At 48.9% G+C, this 20,434-nt stretch carries 23 protein-coding genes; 13 read left to right on the top strand and 10 right to left on the bottom strand.

The window, feature by feature from the left end:
- From ACJJIR_RS01020 to ACJJIR_RS01010, 3 genes are all read right to left on the bottom strand, one after another.
- Complete coding sequence (locus ACJJIR_RS01020; RefSeq protein ID WP_282930905.1) at positions 1-585, bottom strand: HdeD family acid-resistance protein; 585 nt, start codon at positions 583-585, stop codon at positions 1-3.
- A 395-nt stretch (positions 586-980) separates the two neighbouring features.
- The gene (aptA, locus tag ACJJIR_RS01015; protein WP_282930904.1) at positions 981-2,294 is read right to left on the bottom strand and encodes an omega-aminotransferase AptA; all 1,314 of its coding nucleotides are present in this window, start codon (positions 2,292-2,294) and stop codon (positions 981-983) included.
- 126 nt (positions 2,295-2,420) lie between these two features.
- Entirely contained in the window at positions 2,421-3,866 is a 1,446-nt protein-coding gene (locus ACJJIR_RS01010) for an NAD-dependent succinate-semialdehyde dehydrogenase (protein WP_444906995.1), read from the bottom strand.
- Positions 3,867-4,027: 161 nt separating this feature from the next.
- Here ACJJIR_RS01010 and ACJJIR_RS01005 point away from each other — a divergent pair, with 161 nt between their 5' ends.
- The 9 genes from ACJJIR_RS01005 to ACJJIR_RS00965 all read left to right on the top strand — a co-directional run bounded on the left by ACJJIR_RS01005 (position 4,028) and on the right by ACJJIR_RS00965 (position 10,797).
- A complete protein-coding gene (locus ACJJIR_RS01005) occupies positions 4,028-4,948 on the top strand; it encodes a LysR family transcriptional regulator (protein WP_444906994.1) in 921 nt (306 codons plus the stop codon).
- 237 nt (positions 4,949-5,185) lie between these two features.
- On the top strand, positions 5,186-5,563 hold the full coding sequence (locus ACJJIR_RS01000; RefSeq protein WP_282930901.1) for a PH domain-containing protein: 378 nt from the start codon (positions 5,186-5,188) through the stop codon (positions 5,561-5,563).
- Between the two features lie 88 nt (positions 5,564-5,651).
- Entirely contained in the window at positions 5,652-5,882 is a 231-nt protein-coding gene (locus tag ACJJIR_RS00995) for a hexameric tyrosine-coordinated heme protein (RefSeq protein ID WP_444906993.1), read from the top strand.
- A gap of 292 nt (positions 5,883-6,174) precedes the next feature.
- Positions 6,175-6,699 (top strand): nuclear transport factor 2 family protein, encoded by a 525-nt coding sequence (locus ACJJIR_RS00990; RefSeq protein ID WP_444906992.1) that lies wholly within the window; start codon positions 6,175-6,177, stop codon positions 6,697-6,699.
- A 214-nt stretch (positions 6,700-6,913) separates the two neighbouring features.
- Positions 6,914-7,375, top strand: a complete 462-nt coding sequence (locus ACJJIR_RS00985) for a YccF domain-containing protein (protein WP_282930898.1) — start codon at positions 6,914-6,916, stop codon at positions 7,373-7,375.
- A 246-nt stretch (positions 7,376-7,621) separates the two neighbouring features.
- Positions 7,622-8,449: a DUF5694 domain-containing protein gene (locus tag ACJJIR_RS00980; protein ID WP_444906991.1), complete on the top strand. Its 828-nt coding sequence runs from the start codon at positions 7,622-7,624 to the stop codon at positions 8,447-8,449.
- Between the two features lie 100 nt (positions 8,450-8,549).
- Positions 8,550-9,479, top strand: a complete 930-nt coding sequence (locus ACJJIR_RS00975; protein ID WP_444906990.1) for an alpha/beta hydrolase — start codon at positions 8,550-8,552, stop codon at positions 9,477-9,479.
- 282 nt (positions 9,480-9,761) lie between these two features.
- The gene (locus ACJJIR_RS00970) at positions 9,762-10,289 is read left to right on the top strand and encodes a lipase family alpha/beta hydrolase (protein WP_444906989.1); all 528 of its coding nucleotides are present in this window, start codon (positions 9,762-9,764) and stop codon (positions 10,287-10,289) included.
- Positions 10,290-10,344: 55 nt separating this feature from the next.
- The gene (locus tag ACJJIR_RS00965; protein WP_282930894.1) at positions 10,345-10,797 is read left to right on the top strand and encodes a phosphate-starvation-inducible PsiE family protein; all 453 of its coding nucleotides are present in this window, start codon (positions 10,345-10,347) and stop codon (positions 10,795-10,797) included.
- A gap of 62 nt (positions 10,798-10,859) precedes the next feature.
- Here the strand turns inward: ACJJIR_RS00965 and ACJJIR_RS00960 are convergent, their stop codons facing one another.
- The 7 genes from ACJJIR_RS00960 to ACJJIR_RS00930 all read right to left on the bottom strand — a co-directional run bounded on the left by ACJJIR_RS00960 (position 10,860) and on the right by ACJJIR_RS00930 (position 16,002).
- Positions 10,860-11,618 (bottom strand): TerC family protein, encoded by a 759-nt coding sequence (locus ACJJIR_RS00960; RefSeq protein WP_444906988.1) that lies wholly within the window; start codon positions 11,616-11,618, stop codon positions 10,860-10,862.
- 89 nt (positions 11,619-11,707) lie between these two features.
- A complete protein-coding gene (locus tag ACJJIR_RS00955) occupies positions 11,708-12,094 on the bottom strand; it encodes a SpoIIAA family protein (RefSeq protein ID WP_413663643.1) in 387 nt (128 codons plus the stop codon).
- Between the two features lie 141 nt (positions 12,095-12,235).
- Positions 12,236-12,727, bottom strand: coding sequence for a VOC family protein (locus ACJJIR_RS00950; RefSeq protein WP_444906987.1), 492 nt, complete (start codon positions 12,725-12,727; stop codon positions 12,236-12,238).
- Positions 12,669-12,980, bottom strand: coding sequence for a putative signal transducing protein (locus ACJJIR_RS00945; protein ID WP_282930890.1), 312 nt, complete (start codon positions 12,978-12,980; stop codon positions 12,669-12,671). The genes ACJJIR_RS00950 and ACJJIR_RS00945 overlap by 59 nt, the downstream gene beginning before the upstream one ends.
- 96 nt (positions 12,981-13,076) lie before the next feature.
- Positions 13,077-13,475, bottom strand: a complete 399-nt coding sequence (locus ACJJIR_RS00940) for a hypothetical protein (RefSeq protein ID WP_413663646.1) — start codon at positions 13,473-13,475, stop codon at positions 13,077-13,079.
- A 269-nt stretch (positions 13,476-13,744) separates the two neighbouring features.
- Positions 13,745-15,253 (bottom strand): aldehyde dehydrogenase, encoded by a 1,509-nt coding sequence (locus ACJJIR_RS00935; protein WP_444906986.1) that lies wholly within the window; start codon positions 15,251-15,253, stop codon positions 13,745-13,747.
- 86 nt (positions 15,254-15,339) lie between these two features.
- Positions 15,340-16,002, bottom strand: a complete 663-nt coding sequence (locus ACJJIR_RS00930) for a fumarylacetoacetate hydrolase family protein (protein WP_282930887.1) — start codon at positions 16,000-16,002, stop codon at positions 15,340-15,342.
- A gap of 150 nt (positions 16,003-16,152) precedes the next feature.
- On the opposite strand from ACJJIR_RS00930, the gene serA reads away from it, so the two are divergent.
- From serA to ACJJIR_RS00910, 4 genes are all read left to right on the top strand, one after another.
- Entirely contained in the window at positions 16,153-17,400 is a 1,248-nt protein-coding gene (gene serA / locus ACJJIR_RS00925; protein WP_282930886.1) for a phosphoglycerate dehydrogenase, read from the top strand.
- 200 nt (positions 17,401-17,600) lie between these two features.
- Complete coding sequence (gene rarD / locus ACJJIR_RS00920) at positions 17,601-18,509, top strand: EamA family transporter RarD (RefSeq protein WP_444906985.1); 909 nt, start codon at positions 17,601-17,603, stop codon at positions 18,507-18,509.
- Between the two features lie 51 nt (positions 18,510-18,560).
- The gene (locus ACJJIR_RS00915) at positions 18,561-19,637 is read left to right on the top strand and encodes a sensor histidine kinase (RefSeq protein WP_444906984.1); all 1,077 of its coding nucleotides are present in this window, start codon (positions 18,561-18,563) and stop codon (positions 19,635-19,637) included.
- Positions 19,634-20,416, top strand: coding sequence for a LytR/AlgR family response regulator transcription factor (locus ACJJIR_RS00910; protein ID WP_444906983.1), 783 nt, complete (start codon positions 19,634-19,636; stop codon positions 20,414-20,416). Before ACJJIR_RS00915 ends, ACJJIR_RS00910 begins: the two co-directional genes overlap by 4 nt.
- Positions 20,417-20,434 lie beyond the last annotated feature (18 nt).

Here is a 20,434-nt window from a genome sequence, read left to right as displayed (position 1 = left end):
TTATGAAGAAGCGGATTTATTATGCTTGCGCAGTCGGAAAGATAACCAGATCAATGGCAGTCCCAAAATAATCGCATAGGCACCGATTACCCAGAGCAACGCCAGAGCACCAGCCCCGGGGCTGACTAAAATCGCAACTCCGAAAATCACCGAGAGAACACCAATAGCGATCAGCAGCCACTCGTTATCAATTTCCTTGCGCAGGCGAATAGCGCCGACAATTTCAAAGATACCCCGCACCAGGGCCCAGGCACCGATAAAAACGACCAACACTAAAGCGGTAACCTGCGGGAAAATAAAAGTCACAATTCCCGCAGCCAAACTGATCAGCCCCGAGACAATCAACCACCACAGTGGAGTGGACTTATGCCTCCCCATCACCGCCGCAACCAGGGAAAAAATACCATCCAGGAAAGCGTAAACCCCAAAAAGTAACACCAGGGTCAACAGGGACAATCCCGGCCAGACAAAAGTCAGCACGCCAAAAATCACCGCGACAATACCGCGCAGTAGGAGTAGCCACCAGTTTGCAGACAACACCTGCAAAATAGGTCCGGTCGCCAGGGGAGGAGTGTCAGCGGGCATAGAAAAGTCCCCAGGTTGAGTAACTTTCCATATTGAAGAGTCCCTTACCATCAGGGAATTGAATTTTTCCCCGGCGGCTTTTAAAGGCAGCCTACGAGCGCGGCCAGGCAGTCGACTCTGCAAAGACTGTGACCGCGCCGCAGACCACTATTTTCAGTGTAGCTCTAAACGACAATAGGGAAGTTACGCAAACTGCCCTGCGGGTCATGAAAGGAGAGGAAGGGAGAAAACTAATAAGGCAAGACTGCACTCGGGGCCGTATGAGGCATGGATGCCGATTATGAGTTTACAGGGATGTATACACGGCGCGTCTCGAGAGAAGTGTATTCTTTCCTTCTGACACAAGAGTAATTTGGAGAGAACGGCAGCCCGAATGGGCTGCCGCAATAGCATAATCAGGCCAGAGCGCCGATCACGCCACGCAGTTTATCCACAACAGCATCGATCTCGTGCTTCTCGATAATCAACGGTGGGGACATACACAGGGCATCGCCAATACCACGGGCCATCACTCCAGCTTCCCAGGCCATACCAGAGACTTTAGCTCCGTATTTCCCTTTCAGATCCTGCGGCGCGCGCAACTCAATAGCGCCGACCAAACCGTAATTGCGCACATCGATCACATTGTCCAGGTCAGCCAGGCTGTGCAGAGCATTTTCCCAGTGCTGGCCAATTTCACCGGCAGCGCGGGTCAACAGGCCTTCGCGCTCGTAAATATCCAGAGTCGCCATACCCGCCGCACAGGCAACCGGATGTGCTGAGTAGGTATAACCGTGGAAGAATTCCACCGCACCATCGGGAGCCGCATTCATCACGGTTTTATAAATTTCGTCGCTGACAAATACCGCACTCAAGGGCACTGTGGCATTGGTAATCCCCTTTGCGGAGGTGATCATATCCGGGGTCACACCGAACTCCGTGGAGGCAAATGCAGAACCGGTACGGCCCCAGCCAGAGATGACTTCATCAAAAATCAGCAGCAGGTCGTGCTTATCACAAATTTCCCGCAGGCGTTGCAGGTAGCCTTTGGGAGGCAGTACCACACCGCCGGCACCGGCAAATGGCTCAACAATCACAGCGGCAATCTGGTCGGCACCGTGGAAAGCTACCAGTCTCTCCAGGTCTTCAGCCAACTCAATACCATGCTCCGGCAGGCCACGACTAAATGCATTGCGCTCGATATCCAGGGTGTGGCGCATATGGTTGGCTTTCACCGGCTGGCCAAAACCCTGGTAGTTAGGAGGAATACCGCCCACAGAAATACCGCCGAAGTTTACTCCGTGATAACCCTTCTCACGGCCGATAAACATAGTGCGAGTGCCTTTGCCGCGTACACGCTGGTATTGCAGGGCAATTTTCAGGGCGCTCTCAACTGCCTCGGAACCGGAATTACCGAAGAACACATGGTCCAGGCCATCGGGAGTGTGCTTTACCAGGCGCTCGGAATATTCGAAACCCAATTCGTGGCCGAAATTAAAAATAGAGCTGTAGTCGAGTGTTTTTGCCTGCTGGTAAATTGCCTCTGCAATTTCAGAACGGCAGTGACCCGCATTGCTGCACCACAAACCCGCAGTCGCATCAATAACCTGGCGACCGCCTTTCTCCGTGAGATAAATCCCCTCGGCGTGCTCTACAATTCTCGGTGCAGATTTAAAGGTGCGGTTGGGGGTAAACGGCATCCAGAAAGCATCGGTTTGCATCTCAGACATAGTATTAATCTCCGCAAGTTCCCTGAAGTTTCAAACTCTTAAGTAGGGGAGCCACAGGCTCCCGAAAATCTGTTCGGGCGCTTGTCACCTAGGACAAGCGCAGGCCAGTTGTGTTCAGACCGGGACTCAGGCCCCGAAACAGCAATATTTGGTCTCGTAAAATTCGGCCATACCCTCGACACCGCCCTCGCGGCCAATACCGGACTCTTTAACACCACCGAAGGGTGCCACAGTGGTGGAGAAAACCCCGGTGTTACAGGCAATCATGCCGTACTCGAGCGCCTCTACCACACGATTGGCTCGGCGAATGTTTTCACTCATCACGTAAGCCGCCAAGCCGTAGGGCGTTTCATTGGCACGGCGAACCACATCTTCCTCATCGGAAAACTTCTGTATCGCCGCCAGAGGGCCAAAAATTTCCTCCTGAGCGATACGCATGGTATCGGTAACTCCAGTGAGGATGGTTGGCGCAAAAAAGTTATCGCCATTGGCCAGCTGCTCACCGCCAATTTCAACTTTTGCGCCGGCCTCAACCGCGTCCTGTACAAGCCCCTGAACCCGGTCCACAGCCCTGCGGAAGATCATCGGGCCCATATTAACCCCTTCCTCAGTAGCGTGGCCGATCTTCAGGGCGGCAACCTGCTCGCGCAGCTTTTCCACAAACTCATCGTGCACGGATTCGTGCACGTAAATGCGGTTGGTGGCCACGCACACCTGGCCCGCATTGCGGAATTTGGTCGCCATACAGGCGCTGACTGCGGTATCCATATCCGCATCGTCAAATACGATAAACGGCGCGTTGCCGCCGAGCTCCATGGACATTTTTTTCACGGTGCTGGCGCACTGGGACATCAACAGCTTGCCCACAGCAGTGGAGCCGGTGAAGGTGAATTTGGCCACACGGGGATCTTGGGTCAGAACCTTGCCGATTCCTGGAGAATCACTGCCGGTAACTACATTGATAGTCCCCTTGGGCAGGCCCGCTTCTTCCGCCAATTGACACAGCGCCAGAGCAGATAGTGGCGTCTCCAGGGCCGGTTTGATCACCACAGTACAGCCCGCCGCCAGTGCCGGACCCGCCTTGCGGGTGATCATGGCATTGGGGAAGTTCCAGGGGGTAATACAGGACACCACACCCACCGGCTGGCGGATGGTATTCAGGCGCATGGCCGGGTTGTGAGTCGGGATCGTCTGGCCATAGGCCCGACGGCACTCTTCCGCGAACCACTCAATAAAGGAAGCCCCGTAGATAATTTCGCCTTTCGCTTCCGCTACCGGCTTGCCCTGCTCCAGGCTAAGGATCATTGCCAGATCATCGCCGTTATCCACGATCAGCTGGTACCAGCGCTTGAGCACCGCAGCTCTCTCACCGGCTGTACGGCGGCTCCAAGCGGGGAAGGCTTCACTGGCCGCTGCCACCGCCGCCTCGGCATCCTCTGCGGTACCGTCGGCCACACGGCCCAGCAACTCGCCATTTGCCGGGTCACATACATCTACAGTGGCGGCAGCGTCACGCCATTCGCCCGCTATATAGTTCTGAAATTTCAACAGGTCCGAATTTGCAAGTTTCACAGGAAAATTCCTAGTAAATAGATGTTATTAGTAGTATGCGGCGATTCTGGCCGCAGCTGACTGAGGAGAATAGTAGTATTTTTCCAACTAAAGTTTATATTTATCAAACTTTAATTATATCTACAGCCAGAAACCATCTCAGCGCCCCAGGAAGTGCAGCTATGAGCAAAACCAAAAACGCCCTGGGAGGCCGCCTCAGCGATATGGATTTGCGCCTGTTGCGCGTCTTCCGCGAGGTTGTGCACGCCGGAGGCATCACCCCTGCCGAAGTCACCCTGAATATCAGCCGCTCCACGATCAGTGTGCATATCTCCGACCTGGAGACACGGCTGGGTATGCAGTTGTGCTTGCGCTCTCGAGGCAGGGCCGACTTCAAACTAACCCCGGAGGGGGAGGCCTTGTATAGGGCTATTCTGGAGCTCGATGGGCACCTGGATACCTTCAAAAGCCAGGTCAATGCAATCCAATCCCAACTCACCGGTACCCTGCGCCTGGTAATGCCCGACGATGTATTGGAAATACCGCAACTGAACTTGCCCGGAACTATTGCACAACTGCGTGAGAAGGCCCCGCAACTCCACCTGGAAGTACAACTGGCCGCCCCTCAGGAACTCGAGTTGGAAATCCTCGCAGGCCGCGCCGATATCGGTATCAACCCCCTGCACTCACGTCGACCGGGGCTGGAGTACCAACCCCTGTTTTATCACCAATCGATTCTCTATTGCAGTAACAGCCACCCCTGTGCCCAGGTGTCAGCTATTGATGAGGAGCTACTCACCCAGCAGGAGTTAGCTGCGCCCAGTCATACTGTTCTCTCTGGTGCGGCGCACCTGTATCGATTGTTTCCCAAGCGATCCACAGCCAACCATATGGCGGCCAGGTTGGCGATGATACTTTCTGGGTGCTTTGTGGGTTTCCTACCGGAATACCTGGCCCGCAGATATGTCGGGGAAGGAACCCTGCTCCCCCTGCTACCTGAGAAGTTTCACTACCAAATACAAAATGCTGTCACCTTCAAAAAAAGTGCAACAACTCATCCCGCTGTGCAGCTTTTTTTGGAAGCCTTGCAAATCAATAGATAGATATACCCACTGCTATTTATCCCTAGTGATACTGAAATAATCGAGTCAAGAATCCAGTGAATAGAGAGATAAGCATCTCAAAAATTACCAACTACTTATGATCGATCCTCTATTGTGGAAGTTGTCATAATAATTAAATAAATTTAAACATAAAAACACAACCAAAAAGCAAATCATCTGTAACTTAATGCGCCACAGTGGTAATCTCCTCCTCCAATAGAATTACAGGGATAACCCGTGATAGATTTTAAAAACTCACCAGTATTTAAACTCAAGCCTATAGATATCTCTGAATCCAGGGATGACTTTAATAAGTTCCTGATCGAGGGGGAGTTTATTTTTGCAGGTTTTAAAACTATTCGCGATCAGGTAGTTTTCACCAACAAACGCATTATTGCCGCCAATGTTCAGGGTATCACGGGCTCAAAAGTAGACTACACCTCTTTGCCTTTCAGCAAGATCCAGGCATTCTCTGTTGAGACCGCTGGCACTTTTGATCTGGACTGTGAAATAGAAGTTTATTTAAGCGAGATCGGTAAGGTAAGGTTCGAAATAAGAGGTTCTTTCGATCTTATTCAGTTCAACAAATATATTAGCCAATACATATTGGACTGATATCAACCCTTAGTAAATATACAAAATAACTGGGGCTCAGCAGCCCCCACAACTTTATTAATCAACCCGATAGTAGAGAGGGATGTCCATGTCGCAAATCTGGTTAGAAAGCCTAATTACTGAAAATGCACAACAAGGCTTTGAACTTGCAATGAAACTATCCAGGATGGGAGTTAAATACACCCAGCCTTCAGATGAAGTACGGGGTAAGCTGAGGTCCGCCTATGAGGAAAATGCAGACAGCCTGATCGCCTCCTCTCAGGTTGTTGCCATTAATTTCCAAACCGTTGCAGCAGCCAATAATTACTGGCGCAGCTAAAGGGTTAAGAATGCGTTATCTTTATAGAACGGGTAACGCATTTTAGATCTGAAAACACTCAAACAATTTCCCTTCATCTCCTCCTCAATAATTTATGATCTTTTAGCACTACAAACACTCTGATTCTGTACTAAAAATTAGCCATCACTATAGGTAGCTGCGAGATCGTCATATTCACTGTTGACGCTCTCGACCTTATTGATATTTATAAACATCGAGATACTGTCTTTGGCACAAGATGGATTAACTCAACGACCAGTAATATTGCGCCTCAAATGGGAAGGTGGAAGAGATGGAATACAATGACGATGAAAAGTACTTAATTCAACTTTGGGAAACCCATACCGAGGCCGAATTCGATCTAAAAGATGCCGATGCCGCAATTGCTACCATGACCGAAAATCCCGTATTAATTCATGTACCGGTTAATACCGGCGCAACGGGAAAAGAACCCCTGCGAAAATTTTATAGGGAAATATTTATTCCTCAAATGCCAGCGGATATAAATTTACAGCTTCTTTCCCGCACCGTGGGCAAAGACAGCTTAGTGGATGAGTTTATTCTTCACTTTACCCATTCTATTCGTATGGATTGGTTCGCACCTGGTATCGAAGCAACAGGGAAGAAGCTATCAGTCCCCCATGTGGGAATTATTAGCTTCTCCAATAGAAAAATCAGCTCTGAGCATATTTACTGGGACCAAGCGACTGTCTTGGATCAATTGGGTATATTGCAGTCAGGTCTACCGGTAACAGGAAGTAGTCAATGTCATCGTTTGCTAAATAGTAATGCTCCGGCAAATGAGCTGATACCGTAACCTTCATACCCAAAGGGCAAAATCCAAGCCAACATCCAGACTGACCAACTGGTCACGCTCAGGCTGAGGAAAGTATCCATAACTGAATCTAAAACGTGAGGACTTGCGTCTAACTACTGTAATTTAAATAAATGATATAGCGATTAGGATTTGCGGTAACATCAGTAGATTACCGTTTTCACTAATATATTTTACCGAATTGGTAGGGGTAGTTATGCGAACACTTGGAAATTTCCTCTGGTTTATCCTTGGCGGTGTCATTATGGGACTCTGCTGGTGGTTTTGCTCGCTGATTGCCTTTATCAGTATTATTGGTATTCCCTGGGGAAGAGCCTGCTTTGTAATCGGCAAATTTTCCTTTTTCCCTTTCGGTAAGGAGGCAATTTCCCGAGAAGAACTCACCCTGCGCGGTGATATTGGGACAAGTGGCTTTGGTCTAGTCGGAAATATTATCTGGTTCCTATTGGCTGGTATCTGGCTTGCTATTGGCCACCTTCTGCATGCTATTGCCTGTTTTATTACCATTATTGGTATACCTTTTGGTTTGCAGCACCTTAAGCTTGCGGCAATTTCACTCTCTCCGATAGGAAAGACTATTGTCAGCAAGGAAGTAGCCCATTCAGCTAAAATGCGTAATGCAGATGTTGAAGTGACCAGATTAAGAAGTGGTACTTAAGTAAACATACATTAACAATGATACCGTACCAACTTGGGGCTATTACTAAAATAGCCCTGAGTTCTCAAGTCCCAGCGCAATAAATTAATAAAAAATTTTTCAGATCAGAAAAATCACTTTATTTATCTTGTTATAAGCAGGCATTACCAATTTAAAGCTGTTTTATCGCTGTCAAATTCAAACTTATTCATTTCGTGTAGTACTTAGCCAAACTATAGAAGCTAAATAATAAAATAAGGATATTAAATGAAAAACCTAACAAGACAAATCACTGGCTCAATTATGCTTTATTTGGGAATTGTTGGTCTAAGTGCCTATGCAGAGCCAGTAGAAAGTACAGAACCCGCACAAGTTATGCTTTTTGGTAGCTTTCACTTTAGCCACTTCAGCAAACCCAGTAAAGATGTGGTGAAAACACAAGTTATTGATATTTATACCGAAGAAAGTCAAAGGTATTTGGAGGACCTATCCTCACGGATTGCCGCCGACTCGCCAACACATGTTCTTCTGGAATGCCACACCAATGACGAAAGTAAAATGAATCAGCGCTTTGCCAAATATGTCAAGGGTGAGCACAAGCTAAATAGAGGAGAAAGCGAACAGCTGGGATTCAGAGTAGCCAAGAAGGCCGGCCTGCCTAAAGTCATCTGCTATGATGCTAGCCAAGATCTCCCCTATGGCGAACTTTTATCCTATCTAGAAAGTAATTCGCCCGAGCGAAAAAAAATAACTGATGAATTTTTGAAGGCTTGGGGCATTCGATTTAATGAGATGCATGCCTCACTGCCATTGGAGGAAATTCTGGACAAGCACAATGACCCCGCTGAGGATAAAATGAACGTGGGTTCCTATATAATGCTCAATGACGTTGGTCAAGGTGATAACTTTATAGGGGCCGATCTATCCTCCAAATGGTGGTCCAGAAACTTCCGTATGTATGCCAATATCCAAGCCGTCGCCCAACCGGGTACCAAAGTTTTCGTTCTAGGTGGACAGGGGCATAGCTCTATAATGAGACCGATGCTCGAATTGGATGATAAACGTGAAACCTGGGATGTCCGCAGTTATTTCTAAAGAAGGCTCAACACCAAAGTCAGCCCCTTAGGGGGAGGAGCCCTGCCACTGGTTTTATAGATAGAGTAGAACTTTATCTACACCCCAAAGGCAGGGCGCTATGGATATCTATAAGACCTTATTATTCGGTATTCTTTTCAGTCTAATACCACCGTGTACAGCTGAAGAACCCCCTAAAGAAGTACAAGTATCGGCAGGAAAGCTTGAAATACTGCCCTCCCTGACACTGGAAGGACTTGCTGAGCGCCCAATTCATGTATGGCTGCCTGATCAATATCCTACACAGAAACCCTATGCCGTCCTTTATATGCACGATGGACAGATGCTGTTCGACAGTAAAACCACCTGGAATGGTCAGGAGTGGGGCATGGATGAAGTCGCCTCTCGGTTAATAGCAGAAAAGAAGGTACGTCCCTTCATAGTTGTCGCTATCGATAACATTGAGACACTTCGCCACGGTGACTACTTCCCCCAGAAAGCTCGTAGTTTTTTACCTAAAGAGGCTTCACAGGTCCAACATCCATTTAACCAAGCCGAATTGCGTGGAGATCTTTACTTACAATTTTTGGTGACCAAGGTGAAACCCTATATTGATAGTCATTACGCTGTGAGTGGTGATCCCAGCGACACCTTTATTGCCGGCGCGAGTATGGGGGGATTAATATCACTCTATGCGGTCACAGAGTACCCCGAAGTGTTCTCTACGGCTGCAGCTATATCCACCCATTGGCCAGGGATTAACCCCGACGACAAACTACCGATAGCTGAGGCTATTCGCGACTATCTAGAGGCAAATTTACCTAAGCCTGGAAGTCACCGATTTTATTTTGACCATGGTACAGAAACCCTGGATGCTTATTACCCACCTCTGCAACGGACTGTGGATAAAATCATGCGCCAGAAAGGGTATTCCTCTTCAAATTGGCAAACCCAAGTATTTGAGGGTCATGCCCATGATGAGAAATCATGGAATTCTAGACTCGATGAAATATTAATATTTCTATTTGGAAACCCTCAAACAGACGCTTGAATTACTTTTCTATTTCAGATGCCGGCGTCTATATAAATAAAAGACATAGTTGCCGGCATTCCAACTTATCCCTTAAGACTACTTTGCTACTATGTGGCATCCAACAATAGTTCTGCAACTACACTTCTCTATCAATCTCCCAATAGTTTTTGGCAGACAAATAACTATTGCGATTGAAGCTTTTCCTAACGCATCACATCTCCTGCGACAAGAATGAAACGTAAAAGCCGAACTGTTCTTTTAATACCTGGAATTTTTGATCGAGGAACCTCCTTACTTAGAATGCAGCACGAATTAGCTGCCGAAAATTATGACGTACACTATATCCACCTACGCTATAACTCCGGCTGGCATGGTATGGAACACCTTTCGTCCCAGCTTCTCGCAAAATTGGAGCATATCGTAGATAAAGAAACTACCTGTACCCTGGTGGGATTCAGCATGGGAGGGATAATCGCTCGGTATTATTTACAAGCCCTTAATGGTTTGGAGCGGGTGCATAAATTTATATCAATTTCCTCTCCCCACCATGGTAGTTACTGGGCAAACTTTCTTCCTTACAAAGGTGGGAAACAATTGCGGATCGGCAGTGATTTTTTACGCGCGTTGAACTTAGGCATTCAAAAATTGGAGGTTACCGAGCCGGCTTCAATCTGGACACCCTATGACATAACCATTATGCCCCATAGTAGTGCTATCCTGGGCTTGGGAACATCCTACGAAGTTCCAGTGATACTACATCGAATGATGCCGCTAAGTAGCAAGGTAATTTCATTACTAAAACAGGAAATTAAATCAGGATTGGATTAAGAAGCTCACTGACAGAAACCAGCTTTAATTTTATGAGTTTAACGAGAAGTAAGGCATGGACAGCCCAGAAGAAAAAACTTCGATTACAGATAAGGCAATTCACAACTACTATCGAAAATTTGAAAGCCTGATTGCCTTAATTTTGACTTTTATTATTGTTGTAATCGTAATAGTCGCGATCAGTCGATTGGGATATTCTGTATACAATATGTTACTGGTGGGCATGCAGGACCCTCTGGACCACAAAGTATTTCAAACAATATTTGGCGAGATTATTACTTTACTGATTGCACTGGAATTTAGCCATACACTTCAATATGTAGTTACACGTCAACAGAGTATTATTCAAACCAAAGTTGTCGTACTTATTGCTATTTTGGCTTTATCCAGAAAATTTATTATTTTAGATCTGGATAAGGTCAATGCTGGCGAACTTTTGGGATTATCTACTGCCACTCTCGCGCTGGGCCTTACTTACTTAATATTGAAGCTTAAAAATAGTAACTAAGGGTACTATTGCAAACCAGACAGTAATCCGGGGTGGAGGAACACCTCCACCCTCTCACTATATTAACTATCTTCACGTAGAGCGTGATGTAACCTTACCGATGGGGTCTTACGGACTTTCTTGCTGCGCATACGCAAATTGAGGAACTCCACAGCCATTGAAAACGCCATGGCAAAGTAGATATATCCCTTAGGTACATGGACATCAAACCCTTCAACCACCAGAGTTAAGCCCACCATAATTAAGAAGGATAGTGCCAGCATTTTCACGGTAGGATGACGATCAACAAAATCCCCGATTGGTTTAGCCGCTACCAACATAACGATTACCGCCAGAATAATCGCTATTGCCATGATTGAGATCTCGTCGACCAATCCGACAGCGGTAATTACAGAATCCAAGGAAAAGACAATATCCAATAGTGCAATTTGTAGTAGCACCATCCAAAATCCCGCACTACCGAGAGAGGATGCACTCTCCTCCTCGCCCTCGAGACTATTGTGAATTTCATGGGTAGCTTTAGCGATTAGGAACAGCCCTCCGCCAACCAAAATAATATCGCGACCTGAAATTTCCATGCCATAGATGCTAAATAGTGGCTCGACCAAGCCCATAATCCATACAATAGAGAAAAGCAGAGCCAACCGGGTCACCATTGCCAGGGTAAGACCGATAAAGCGCGCGGGCTCTCTCTGTTTTGGAGGCAACCGTCCAACCAAAATGGAGATAAAGATAATATTATCGATGCCCAGCACTATCTCCAGGGCAGCCAATGTGGCCAGTGCTATCCAGGCCTCAGGGCTGGCTATCCACTCAAACATACGGTCTAATCCTTATATAATTTATTATTTAATAAGCCTTTAATGGACAAATATTTTATTTTTCTATTCTGGCTTTATCACTTAAAAATCTAGGTATCTTCCTCCAGCCAAGCTTTCGCCTCAGTTTCTGATTCAAATGTTCGATATTCACCACCGATAAACCAGCTACCTACTTTTCCGGCAACTTTTAGCCAGCGTTTATCTGAAAGTACGGCAACCCGGTTAAACTCCCGACCGTATTCAATACCCAACTTAAAATCATCCCAAGCCGCCCGAGGCTCCCACCCCTCCAATTCTCGAGCATCCATAAATACGTTTATCTTTGGGTGCTCAACTTTTTCTATTGCTGCGGTCAACATTGGTACCATGGTTTCGTAATCATCATGGGTCAACTTACCACGGGCCTTCACAGTAAGGAAAATATAATCGGATTTCTGTTCCAAACCGATAGACACACCATGGGACGTAACAGTCATAAGACACCTGTAAATCTTTTACCAATTATCACTACATAATCCATACTTAAATCATCGAAAAAGCCATGAATTCATGAGTTAAGATAAAAAGATCATATTAATTGAAAGGTGATAGGTTTAAGTATTTGAATAGCTACTCTCTTACAAGCTGATAGTATCAGAACCACTGCCATCAAACTGTACCAGACAGAACTCATTTCCAAAGGGGTCAGTTAATGAAGACTTAACTCCCCATTCTTTTTGCTGGATTTCACCCTGTATCTGTCCACCAGCATCGACCACCTGCTCTATTGCCAGAAGCAAATCCTCTACAACAATATCCATATTTGCCGGCGTCCAGTGCCGATCATAGCTACCTATATTTTTTTTACTGTTTATCGGCCAGATCCCCGAATCCCTTTGCTGTAGAAATATAGGCACAGTGCCACCGAGCATCTCAATCATATCCGTTCCCAGGCGGCGACCTTCGTAGAGGCCAAATGCATCTCGATAAAAATTGATCGCCCGGTTTAAGTCATCGACATCAATGTTGAGAAGTACTTGCATTGTGATATGCGACCCACAAAACTCCGCTTTAGTCAGCTCCTGCTGGCTTGGGTTCTCCACATTGCCAGCAGTAATCAAAAGCTGCACCGTTATCTTCCCCACATGCCTGGCAGAACCAGCTATTCGAATCCACCTCAGCCTCAGCCAGGACCTGTCGGGCTCGCTCCAAATCGCGGTCACGCTCTAACCATAATTCTGGCCAAACCTGGTTGGGGGCTAATTCACCAGTAGCCCCCTGGGCATATTCATTTTTTAATTGTGTTTTTATTCCCGCAACTTCAAGTCGACTCTTTGCCAACTCAACCAACAAACGGTTTTCATGGGTATAAATAAGTTTCATAATTGGGCCGCACAAATATCAGGAATCCCCAGATTACACAGCTATTAATCTGCAAACAAACCCTGCTTCTGCCAAGCAGGCAATTCCTGAAAATTCTCAGCGTACACCGATCAAACCACAATTTTCATATTCACAGTATTTCTCTTCTCCAACCGTAATGATCTCCAGAATAGACTCTACGGAGTCAACTGCTGAACGGCTGTTCAATAGAATTCTGCCTGAGCGATTGGCAATATATTCAAGGACAACTTTTCCTTTTCTATTGCGATGCTCAGCAATTTTCTGCCCTTTTCTGACTTGATCACCACGATTGACAAATAGCCTGATCCACTCTCTTTGCCTCTGCTTGAGATTGTTATTGTGAGACATACTCGTATAAATTTTTTCTGCGCTAACAAGCCCTGCTATTTCGCCAAAAATTGGCGCTTTTTCAGCATGGGCATAGGTCGCACCAATGGCACTTAAAGCCACAAATAGAACGGTAGTTTTGTTCAAATCAGCACCCCTACACGCTATAAAACTCGTGAACTGGAATACTCATATCCTGAAAATGTCGCCCCAAACTTTTCTCAGGGCAATAAGTTAGGTATAGCTGACTAGATAATTCACGCCAGAAAATCCACTGCGCGTCGATCCAGTAGCTGGTATGGAGGTAGAGGGAGATAAACACTGACTACACCGGAGCCCTGTATATCTAGTGGCAATTCCGGGGTGAGTGGGAAAAATGCATGAGGACCGGGAGTCCGGCCCTCAAATCTGAGAAGCTAACTCAAATCAATCCAGGTGGACTTGAGTTCACAGTACTTATCCAGCGCATGTAGCGACTTATCGCGGCCATTTCCAGACTGCTTAAAACCACCAAACGGTACGGTGATATCACCGCCAAAATAGTTATTTACCCAAACAGAGCCGGCGTATATATCCCGGGCCATACGGTGGGCACGACCCAGGTTATTGGTCCAGATACCCGCCGCCAGGCCGTAGATTGAGTCATTGGCAATGGCGAGTGCTTCTTCCTCTATCTCGAACTCGATAACAGACAGCACCGGGCCAAAGATTTCTTCACGGGCGATCGTCATGTCGCCGGTAACACCGCGAAATACCGTTGGCTCATAGTAGTAACCGCCTGCTACTTCATCTACCGGTTTGCCGCCGCAAACCAATTGCGCACCCTGCTCCAGGCCCTTGGCCACGTAAAATTCAACCGTATCAAACTGGCTGCGATCGATCAGGGCACCCATACGGGTGTTTGGGTTTTGAGGATGCCCGGGCTTAAAGCACTCTGCCGCTTTAGCCACCTTTTGAATAAATTCATCGGCAATAGATTTTTCAACCAGCAGACGCGATCCGGCGGTGCAGGTCTCCCCCTGGTTGTAGAAAATGGCCAGGGCCGCTGCTTCTGCCGCCTTATCCAGATCTGCATCGGCAAATACAATATTCGGGCTTTTACCGCCGAGCTCAAGGAAAGTACGCTTGAGGTTGGACTGACCTGAGTACTCGGTCAGGGTTTTGCCTACTTCGGTGGAGCCTGTAAAGGTCAGGCAATCGATATCCATATGCAGACCCAAGGCCTTGCCCAAGCTACTTCCCGGTCCCGGTAGCACATTTAACACGCCATCCGGCAGGCCCGCGTCCTTAGCCAGGCCCGCCAGCTTAATCGCTGTCAGCGGTGTGTTAGACGCGGGCTTCAGGATAACGCTGTTGCCGGTGGCCAGGGCCGGCCCCAGTTTCCAGGCGGTGGTGGATAAAGGGAAGTTCCAGGGCACAATGGCGGCCACCACCCCCAGGGGCATACGGGTAACCAAGCCCAGCTCACCGGGGCCGGTTGGGGCCACTTCATCGTAAATCTTGTCGATTGCTTCACCGCTCCAGCGAATCGTAGTGGCCGCTCCAGGGACATCCACGGCCATGGTATCGCCAATCGGCTTACCCGCATCGAGGCTCTCGAGCAGGGCAATTTCCACCAGATTCTCTTCAATCAGCTCTGCAAAGCGCACCATAATTTTTTTGCGCTGCATTGGCGGCATTTTCGACCAAACACCAGACTCGAAGGTTTCCCGAGCCACCTTTACCACCAAATCCGCGTCACTTGGACCGCAGCTGGCAACTTGCGCCAGCTCTTCACCATTTGCGGGATTAAAAGTGGCGCGAGTTTCACCGGAGAGGGCATCGACATAGCTGCCATTGATAAAGGCACGACTCTCGATCTTCAGTGAGGCCGCCAGAGCCTGCCATTCCTGCAGGTTTTGGGGGACATTATTTTTCGCTGACATGACACACCTCATTTAATTTGGAGATAGTTTTCCCGGTTATATCGAAAATGTGATCACAAATCAAAGAGTCATATCATAGTTGCGAATTAAGCAACCTGCGTTTCCACACGCAGCCAATCATCTTCCAACTGCATCGCCAGATTATCGCCGTGGTGTAATTCGCCCACTCCCGCCGGTGTGCCCGTCAAAACCACATCACCGGGTTCGAGCGTAAAGTAACTGCTGACATAGGCCACCAGATCGAGAATTGGTGTCAGCATATTTTCGGTTTTACCCTGCTGGCGCAGTTCACCATTCAGCCATAGGGAATAGCTGAGCTTGTCCCAGTCCGGCAACCAATCGAGTTTCACAAAGGGAGAAAGAGGGCATGACTTATCAAACCCCTTGGCCTTTTCCCAAGGATGTCCCGCTTTTTTCAGCTTCGTTTGGAGGTCGCGCAAAGTTAAATCCAGGGAGAGGCCCAAGCCAGCAATGGCCCCAGGGACTTCTGCCACGTTGGCATTACTCAAGCGCTTACCAATCAACAGGGCAAGCTCCCCTTCAAAGTGACAACTGCCGCGCCCCGCTGGTAAATGGATGGTGTCTGCCATAGGTACCGCTGCTGTTGCCGGCTTGATAAATAGCAGGGGTTCTTCTGGCACCGGATTATTTAACTCCGCCGCGTGGTCTGCGTAATTGCGCCCCACACAGACAACCTTCCCCAAACCAAACGGTACTTCACTGCCACAGGTAAATTGATGTTGGTACATAGATAAACAAGATAGTTAGGATAGAAATTTCGAATAAAGCCTTGGAGGCTGCATGTGCTATGATCGCGCCTTCGCCAAAATTGCGGCACCCCCGAAGAAGTGATCTAAGCACTTTGCACCTGTTATTCGCACTCAGTGAAGAGATAGTTTATGGCTGCGCACAGTTCCGATCAAAAGAAGTCCCTGCAAAAAGATAAAATCCGCATCCTGTTGCTGGAAGGCGTACACCAGTCCGCCGTCGACTTACTCAGCTCCCGAGGCTACACCAATGTGGAGTACCTCAAGACCTCCCTGCCTGAAGATCAATTGATCGAGAAAATTGCCGATGCGCACTTTATCGGTATTCGCTCGCGTACCCAGTTAACCCGCAAAGTGTTGGAACACGCGTCCAAGCTGGTAGCCGTAGGCTGTTTTTGCATCGGCACCAATCAAGTGGATTTACAGGCGGCGACGGAACTGGGTATCGCGGTATTTAATGCGCCCTACTCCAACACTCGCAGCGTTGCCGAGCTGATTATTGCAGAAACTATTTTTATGCTGCGCGGTATTCCAGAGAAAAACGCAGTGTGTCATCGCGGCGGCTGGCAGAAGTCAGCGGTGGGCTCATATGAGGCCCGTGGCAAAACCCTGGGCATTATCGGCTACGGCGCTATCGGCTCCCAGGTTTCTGTTATGGCCGAAGCTATCGGGATGCGAGTCAGATTCTACGATGTGATTACCAAATTGCCGCTGGGCAATGCCACCCAAGTAAACTCACTTCCGGAATTGTTGGCGGAATCCGATGTGGTCTCCCTGCATGTACCAGAGTTGCCTTCCACCAAAATGATGATGGGCGCCGAGCAGATCGCACAGATGAAGCCCGGCAGTATTCTCCTCAACGCCTCTCGCGGCACTGTGGTAGATATTGATGCCCTGGCAGAAGCACTGAAGAGCAATCACCTGGCCGGTGCGGCGATCGATGTCTTCCCGGTTGAGCCCCGTGGCAACAGCGACGAATTCGTCTCTCCCCTACGCGGAATCGATAAGGCGCTGCTGACCCCTCACGTAGGTGGCTCCACTGTGGAGGCCCAGGAGAATATCGGTACAGAAGTATCGGAGAAACTCGCTCACTACTCCGATAACGGCACCACCACCAGCTCTGTGAACTTCCCGGAAGTAGCACTGCCCGGTCACCTGGATACCCACCGCCTGCTGCATATTCACAAGAATGTGCCCGGTGTACTGAGCGCTATCAACCAGGTGTTCTCAGAAAATGCCATCAATATCTCCGCACAGTTCCTGCAAACCAATGAAACAGTGGGCTATGTAGTGATCGATGTGGACGCAGAGTATTCTGATCTGGCACTGGAAAAATTGAAGAGTATCCCCGGCACCCTGCGCTGCCGCGTGCTTTTCTAAGCCTTTCGGTCGTTGGCGGGTACCCACAAATACCCGCCAATGACACGCCAATCGGAGCCTTCCTCGCGGTAAAAAAGATTGATCCCCCCCGGCCACCGCTTCTACAATGGCCAGACCTATTCTTTTGCTTCAGACCCAGGTGACCACATCCACGTGCCACCCCTGAATCAAAGCCAGAGTTATCCACAGCAGGTGCTCCCTTGCGTAGTAATGATTCCGCCTCAACCGGCCTTCTCGCCGGGATTTCCGCCTTCCTCATTTGGGGGCTGGCGCCACTTTACTTCAATAAATTACAGGATATTCCCGCTGCGGAAATCCTTGCCCACCGCAGTATCTGGTCGCTGGTACTCGCTATTGGTATTCTGCTGATTGTACGCAAAATGCCGGACTTTCTGGCCACCCTGCGCGATGGCAAGAAGATGCGGATGCTGGCCCTGACCACGGTATTGATCGGCGGTAACTGGCTGGTGTTTATCTGGGCGATCAATAACGGCCATTTGCTCGAGGGCAGCCTGGGTTACTACATCAATCCACTGATCAATATTTTGCTGGGCGTCCTGTTCCTGGGTGAGAAACTGCGGCGACTGCAATGGATCGCTGTAGCGCTGGCCGCTACCGGCATTGCCTATGAGCTTTGGCAGTTTGGTCGCATACCGATGATTGCCCTGTTCCTGGCCTGCTCCTTTGCGCTATACGGTTTGGCCCGCAAGCAGGCCCCAGTGGAAAGCCTTACCGGCCTCGCGGTGGAAACTCTCTTTATATTGCCAGTGGCCGTAATCTACCTGTTTTGGAGCGACAGCCCCACCAGCAACTTGCTGAACAACAACCTGGAGTTAAACAGCTTACTGCTCTTTGCCGGCCCCATTACCCTGGTTCCCCTGCTGCTGTTTACGATCGCCGCGCGCAGGCTCAACTTATCTACACTGGGCTTCCTGCAATACATCGGCCCCACACTGATGCTGGTGGTCGCCACCCAGGTATTGGGCGAGTCTTTCAGCGAAGAAAAGCTCACCACCTTTATGTTTGTCTGGCTGGGTCTAGCACTCTACTCTGTCGATGCGTTGGCACAGCGGAGAAAGCTGCATCTACAAGGTAAGGCAGCGCTTTAACGGTAAAACCTGTGTAAGAATGGCCGCCTAAATTAACCGAAGGCGGCCATCATGAATTACTCGCCGACAGCCAACCCAGCTCAAGTGCGACTGCTACCCAGCAGGCAGCGGTCGCTGACTGTTTTGCTCGCTACTCTGCTTTGGACCCTGCTACTCAGCTTCGGCTGGAAAGGTACTTATACAGAGCTCCTACTGCAAACCAGCACAGCTGCCATATCAGCACTGGTTACTTTTTGCCTGTTCGAGCAATGGCCGCGCAACTTGCCTCAACGATTACCTCGCTGGGTAATACAGGTGGTGGGTGTGGCAATCTCTATTCCACTATCGCTGCTAATCCTGTCCCCTGCCTTGACAAAACCGGGGGCACTTCCACTTTGGCAGGACCACAGCCGACACTGGAGTTTTCTCCTGATAGCGGTGACCGGCATGTTATTCGGGCCCTGGCTCGCTATGTCTGCGCTGTTGCGCCAGCGGGATATTGCTGTACGAGAGCAGGCGCAACTTTTTGAACGGCAGCGGGGTGCCCTGGAGCACCAGGCGCTCAATGCGCGGCTGCGTTTATTGCAATCCCAGGTGGCCCCACACTTCTTATTTAATACACTCGCCAATGTACAAGAGCTGGTAGAGTCTTCATCCCCTCAGGCACCCGCACTACTGAACAACCTGATTGCCTACCTGCGCGCCGCAGTACCGAAACTTGAGTCGGAGCAAAGTACCGTCGAGCAAGAGCTAACTCTGGTACAGGCTTACCTGGGCCTGATGCAAATGCGCATGCCGGATCGCCTGGAATTTTCTATCAACGCTGATGACGAGGTGCGAAGTCAGTCTTGCCTGCCCATGTCTCTGATGTCACTGGTTGAAAATGCCGTCCGCCATGGCATAGACCCCAGTGAGGAAGGGGGACGCATTGATATTGAAATAAAGCTGGAACAGGGCCTCTGTATTGCCACCGTCACCGATAGCGGTATCGGCATCCAGGACAATTCCAACAGTCTCGGGACAGGGTTGGCAACTTTGAGAGAGCGGCTACAACTGACCTATGGCGATAGTGCAGGCTTGCGTTTGATCGACCAACAGCCCACAGGTCTTTGTGCCGAATTGCTATTCCCCGCCGAGGAGCAAATATGAGTGCCACGCCCATCACCGCCTTAGTAGCTGACGATGAACCACTGCTGCGCCAGTCTTTGGTCCGCAAACTCAAAAGTGTCTGGCCGGAGCTGAAGGTTGTTGCGGAGGCCCGCAATGGTCGTGAAGCCGTAAAACTATTTGAAGAAAAGCAGCCCGATATCTGTTTTCTGGATATCCATATGCCGGGTAAGTCCGGTATTGAGGCAGCCCAGAGTATCGGGCGTCGGGCCCATTTAGTTTTCGTTACCGCATACGACAACTACGCCGTGGAAGCTTTTAGCCAGGGTGCACTGGACTACCTGGTAAAACCGGTAGAGATTGAGCGGCTCGCCGATACCGCCGAGCGGCTTAGGGAAAGGCTCAGCAGTTGCAAACCCGTCAATCATCAACAGGAGTTACTCGAGCAATTAGCGAGACAGCTTCAATCCAAGGAAGACAAACCATACCTGCGCTGGATTCGCGCTTCCATAGGCCAGCAATTGCGGATGATACCGGTAGAAGATGTGCACTATTTACGTTCAGATGAGAAGTATACCCTGGTCGCCTGGAGCGAATCCGGCAATAACAATCTCGAAGCCTGTATTCGCACGCCATTAAAGGATCTAACCCACCAACTTGACCCCGAACTCTTTGCCCAGGTTCATCGCTCTGTTGTCGTCAATTTAAAGGCCGTTCGCCATGTAATAAGGGACGGAGATACCGCTCAAATTACCCTGCTAAATAGGGAAGAAATACTCCCCGTAAGCCGGCGTTACTTGCATCTATTCCGCCAAATGTAATCAGTTTTTTAGTAGGGG

The sequence above is a fragment of the Microbulbifer maximicatervae (SeqCode) genome, from assembly GCF_052467385.1.
Note: the sequence above shows the minus strand (reverse complement) of the source record. Positions and strands in the feature narration are given on the sequence as shown.

Excerpts from the sequence above, each read along its gene's own strand:
- ACJJIR_RS01020 (WP_282930905.1), bottom strand. The coding sequence starts at position 585 with ATGCCCGCTGACACTCCTCCCCTGGCGACCGGACCTATTTTGCAGGTG.
- aptA (WP_282930904.1), bottom strand. The coding sequence starts at position 2,294 with ATGTCTGAGATGCAAACCGATGCTTTCTGGATGCCGTTTACCCCCAAC.
- ACJJIR_RS01005 (WP_444906994.1), top strand. The coding sequence starts at position 4,028 with ATGAGCAAAACCAAAAACGCCCTGGGAGGCCGCCTCAGCGATATGGAT.
- ACJJIR_RS00995 (WP_444906993.1), top strand. The coding sequence starts at position 5,652 with ATGTCGCAAATCTGGTTAGAAAGCCTAATTACTGAAAATGCACAACAA.
- ACJJIR_RS00990 (WP_444906992.1), top strand. The coding sequence starts at position 6,175 with ATGGAATACAATGACGATGAAAAGTACTTAATTCAACTTTGGGAAACC.
- ACJJIR_RS00985 (WP_282930898.1), top strand. The coding sequence starts at position 6,914 with ATGCGAACACTTGGAAATTTCCTCTGGTTTATCCTTGGCGGTGTCATT.
- ACJJIR_RS00980 (WP_444906991.1), top strand. The coding sequence starts at position 7,622 with ATGAAAAACCTAACAAGACAAATCACTGGCTCAATTATGCTTTATTTG.
- ACJJIR_RS00975 (WP_444906990.1), top strand. The coding sequence starts at position 8,550 with ATGGATATCTATAAGACCTTATTATTCGGTATTCTTTTCAGTCTAATA.
- ACJJIR_RS00970 (WP_444906989.1), top strand. The coding sequence starts at position 9,762 with ATGCAGCACGAATTAGCTGCCGAAAATTATGACGTACACTATATCCAC.
- ACJJIR_RS00965 (WP_282930894.1), top strand. The coding sequence starts at position 10,345 with ATGGACAGCCCAGAAGAAAAAACTTCGATTACAGATAAGGCAATTCAC.
- ACJJIR_RS00960 (WP_444906988.1), bottom strand. The coding sequence starts at position 11,618 with ATGTTTGAGTGGATAGCCAGCCCTGAGGCCTGGATAGCACTGGCCACA.
- ACJJIR_RS00955 (WP_413663643.1), bottom strand. The coding sequence starts at position 12,094 with ATGACTGTTACGTCCCATGGTGTGTCTATCGGTTTGGAACAGAAATCC.
- ACJJIR_RS00945 (WP_282930890.1), bottom strand. The coding sequence starts at position 12,980 with ATGAAACTTATTTATACCCATGAAAACCGTTTGTTGGTTGAGTTGGCA.
- ACJJIR_RS00935 (WP_444906986.1), bottom strand. The coding sequence starts at position 15,253 with ATGTCAGCGAAAAATAATGTCCCCCAAAACCTGCAGGAATGGCAGGCT.
- ACJJIR_RS00930 (WP_282930887.1), bottom strand. The coding sequence starts at position 16,002 with ATGTACCAACATCAATTTACCTGTGGCAGTGAAGTACCGTTTGGTTTG.
- serA (WP_282930886.1), top strand. The coding sequence starts at position 16,153 with ATGGCTGCGCACAGTTCCGATCAAAAGAAGTCCCTGCAAAAAGATAAA.
- ACJJIR_RS00915 (WP_444906984.1), top strand. The coding sequence starts at position 18,561 with ATGAATTACTCGCCGACAGCCAACCCAGCTCAAGTGCGACTGCTACCC.
- ACJJIR_RS00910 (WP_444906983.1), top strand. The coding sequence starts at position 19,634 with ATGAGTGCCACGCCCATCACCGCCTTAGTAGCTGACGATGAACCACTG.